This is a genomic window from Methylobacterium sp. D54C (genome assembly GCF_053345595.1).
On the sequence record NZ_JBKFAK010000195.1, the window covers coordinates 1 to 306 of the forward strand.

Annotated in this window: 1 tRNA gene; it reads left to right on the plus strand. The window is 61.8% G+C overall.

Features of this window, described 5'->3' with window-relative positions:
- The first annotated feature begins 192 nt into the window (after nt 1-192).
- Nucleotides 193-269 (plus strand) — tRNA-Ile (locus tag ACLBYB_RS33130).
- Nucleotides 270-306: the final 37 nt, after the last annotated feature.

The window sequence follows — 306 nt, forward strand, 5'->3', positions numbered from 1 at the left end:
CCTCCTTTCTAAGGATGCTGACAGCAGGATGACCGGTTTATCCGGTCCGCTCCTCGGACGGCGTCATTAGGATATCAGGGCTCAGTCAGAGCCCCTTGGCGGGACACGCGCCGTCCTCGTTTCTCTTCCTCACCAGATAGCGCGATCGCGGATCGGTCCGACCTTGTGTCAGCCGTGACGCTCGATCGTACTGGGCCTGTAGCTCAGGTGGTTAGAGCGCACCCCTGATAAGGGTGAGGTCGGACGTTCGAGTCGTCCCAGGCCCACCATGGACGGGAGGCTCTGCCTGCGGCTTGACCCTTTGGG